This is a genomic window from Rhizobium favelukesii (assembly GCF_000577275.2).
Classification (GTDB): Bacteria; Pseudomonadota; Alphaproteobacteria; order Rhizobiales; family Rhizobiaceae; genus Rhizobium; species Rhizobium favelukesii.
In genome coordinates this window covers 1-2,583 of the sequence record NZ_CBYB010000037.1, presented here as the reverse complement: position 1 = coordinate 2,583, position 2,583 = coordinate 1, and the positions used below count along the sequence as shown (strand labels likewise).

General features: G+C 55.5%; 2 protein-coding genes. Both read right to left on the bottom strand.

Annotated elements, in window-relative coordinates:
- On the bottom strand, positions 1–1,116 hold a 1,116-nt coding region (locus tag LPU83_RS35520), incomplete at its 3' end, for a formyltransferase family protein (RefSeq protein WP_280178239.1).
- Positions 1,117–1,452: 336 nt separating this feature from the next.
- Complete coding sequence (locus LPU83_RS35470) at positions 1,453–1,821, bottom strand: helix-turn-helix domain-containing protein (protein ID WP_051166799.1); 369 nt, start codon at positions 1,819–1,821, stop codon at positions 1,453–1,455.
- Positions 1,822–2,583: the final 762 nt, after the last annotated feature.

Here is a 2,583-nt window from a genome sequence, read left to right as displayed (position 1 = left end):
CTTGGCCAAAGCACTTGGAATGATCCCCGAACTCGACTGCCATCTGGGCGGCGTCTCAGCTACGGATGACGACACGAAGGGAAGCTGCGCTGTTTTAAACTGCTCTAGCCGCTGTCGCCAAAAATCCTCTGAATGGGCCAGCTTTTCATGGGCGGCAGTTATGCTCCGCGCCTGTTCATCGCTCAAAATTGGCAGGCGACCACCTTCATCCAAATTGGAGTGCCTAGCGAGGGCTCGCGCGTTCAGCAGCTGACCATCGGGGCCGCCAAAGCAAACATCGACATCCTGCGTACCCGTCGCCACACGCCAGTGGCTGGAATGGATTTCAAGCAGGCAACCTGCCGGAATGCCCGAGCGTCGAGGCGACAACTCCAAGCGCCTGACTATGACAACGTCATCACCCACGAAAGCCTTGGGCAGACACAATCGATTGGGATTATACGGCCCAAAGTCGAGTGCACGCGTCATCGCTGACAAATCTCGCGCGGATCGATCCCATCGCAGACAACCTGCCGCATCTGGGCGTCGACGTCTCGGAAAATAGCTTCTGTCGACTAGCGCCTGCGGACGAGCAGTAAGCTTTCCCTTCGCCAAGCCAGTTAAAAGCTCGCGGAAGCCCTCGACCGCGGCTTCAAAACATCTGAGGTTCAAGCTCAACGCCGTATCGGTAGGCGCAATCAGCACTTGGCGCTGAACCACGACGTCACCCGTATCAACACCATCATCGATACGATGCCACGTGATGGCATACTCGCTCTCCTGGGCCAGCAACGCCCAGGACGTCGCGTGCGTTCCCGCATATCGTGGCAGTGGACCGTCGTGGTAATTGAATGCACCTCGACGCACTCGCCCAAACATGTCCGGTGGCAATATAAGCGGATTGGCAACGGAGAAAATCCAATCCACCGTCTCGGATTTCAAAAGAGAGCAGAGCTCTTCAACACTCGCCATGCGGGGGATGTTGGCGCGAGCCGCCCACTCTGCGAATATGGCGTCGCCACACAGGGCCGCACCAATGACGTGGCCCATCTCAATTGCCAGCTGAGCGCAGCGGATAGCGAGCGTACCACTTCCAACAACGACACTGGAGGAGATCGATCGCGCTGCAGGATCCATGCCCTGATCGCCTGGTTGGCAGGCACTCCCGCGCGTCGGAGAAGTCCGATATGTCATCTTTACCCCTCAGCCACTCGACCCAGTTGGCTGGACTGTTCCCGCTCTAGCAGGCTGTTGAAGAAGTCTCTCGTTTGGCCTTGAGCACGGCTTCGTCGCCGTTGTGATATGCGAGAGTGATCTCAATCGAGCCATCGCCGAGCATGTCGCCGGCGGATCAATGGCAAGCTTGACAGCGTCCAACTGGGCAAAACGTGGCATTTTCCTAATCCGACTATTAAGGTCCAGTTGATCGGAAGGTCCTCGGCGAGACCAGCGCCCGCTGCGCCGCTCTTGAACTCACAAGTCAGGTTCGGCGAGAGTCTTAACAAGGTTAACGATCTGATTTCGAACTCTGTCATCCGTGATCCGGCTGAAGGCCCGCATAAGAGCAAGGCCATCTGGAGTGGCTACAAACTCCAAGAATTCCACTCCTTCCGACTTAACATCATTTTTGCCACTGCCGCTGCTTTCGTCGCTCGCGCTGCCGTCTTTAGGCGCGTCACCGAAAAAGTACGACACCGGCACTCCGAGTGTGTCTGCGATCAGTTGGAGACGGCCCGCTCCAATCCGGCTCCTGCCTTTTTCGTATTTTTGCACCTGCTGAAATGTGACCCCGATAGCCTCGCCAAGCGCCTGCTGTGCCATCTCCATCCGGATCCGCCGCATTCGAATTCGTTGGCCGACAAGAACATCCACCTCGTTCGGCGTCTTTTTTTCGAGTCTATGTAGCACGCGGTTCTCCTCGTGAATTCTTGTATTTTCGGACCAGTACGTGGCCGTCGAGCGACGAACGAACAGCCCGAGCGCCGCGGCTTTTGTTCTCTAGTTTACTCCGGCCGTCCCCTCACCATGCAAATTTCATGTTCGGGAATGCGCTCTGGTAATGGGCAGAATACACCCCTCTTTGAACGGTAGATTACGTCCAATAACCATATAAGATGAACGGCCAGTTTGGTTCCATGCTTCGTGCTGGCTACTGATCACTCCTGCAGGGAGCAGTGATGTGCGCTGTCGCCGACAGCTGTGTCTGTCTGAGGATTAACATAATGGTTCCTACGCGGCCGTCTTCCTTGCAAGAAGCGAATATTAGGTTCCTTGGACAGCTCTCCGCTTGCAGCCAGCCTACCAGATGAGAAAAAGCACCCTACCGAAATAAGCGAGCTGAGAAACAGCGAATAAGTCAGTGTCGTGCGACGTGGATGTCGCCAGCAGCTAGCTTTCGCCACCCACCCTGGAAGGCTTTCAAAAGCCATGCCAAGGGGAAAATGAGCTGAACAAACAGTGATTACGGCGCTTCCTCAGCTACTTATATTATAAAAGTCAACCGCTACATGAAGCAAGCCCGTGTCGTAGAGCCGACAAAATTGACGACTAATTGTCGCGTAGCGTGCTGTCACGAGGGCATCGTAAACTTAACGGCAAAGAGGT

Coding starts and splice junctions, on each gene's coding strand:
- LPU83_RS35470 (WP_051166799.1), bottom strand. CDS start 1,821: ATGCGGCGGATCCGGATGGAGATGGCACAGCAGGCGCTTGGCGAGGCT.